This window comes from Blastococcus sp. CCUG 61487 (assembly GCF_005222955.1).
Classification (GTDB): domain Bacteria; phylum Actinomycetota; class Actinomycetes; order Mycobacteriales; family Geodermatophilaceae; genus Blastococcus.
In genome coordinates, this window is sequence record NZ_LWUA01000030.1 from 1464 (window position 1) to 1825 (window position 362).

Genomic DNA, 362 nt, shown 5'->3' on the forward strand with positions numbered 1-362 from the left:
CGGTGGACGCCGACGACGCGTGGCTACGACACAAGACGACCCGACGGGCGCCCTACGAGGAACGGGCTCGCCGGTGGCCGGACGCCGACGACGTCGTCCTGGTCTCGACCCGCGGCGAGGTCACCGAGACGACGATCGGCAACCTCGCCGTCCGCCTCGACGGCGACTGGTGGACCCCGCCGGTCTCCTCCGGCTGCCTGCCCGGGGTGGAACGCGGCCGGTTGGTCGAGGAGGGGCGGCTGAGCGAACGGGTGCTCACGCCGGCCGACCTGACCGCGGCCGACGGTCTCGCCGTCGTCAACTCGCTGCGCGGCTGGCGGGGCGCCCGCCTGGTGTAGGGCCGCGCCGAGTGGGGCCCGGAG

1 protein-coding gene is annotated in these 362 nt (G+C 75.7%); it reads left to right on the forward strand.

The window, feature by feature from the left end:
• A partial coding sequence (locus A6V29_RS21445) for an aminotransferase class IV (protein WP_249932970.1) occupies positions 1–338 on the forward strand: 338 nt, incomplete at its 5' end.
• Positions 339–362 lie beyond the last annotated feature (24 nt).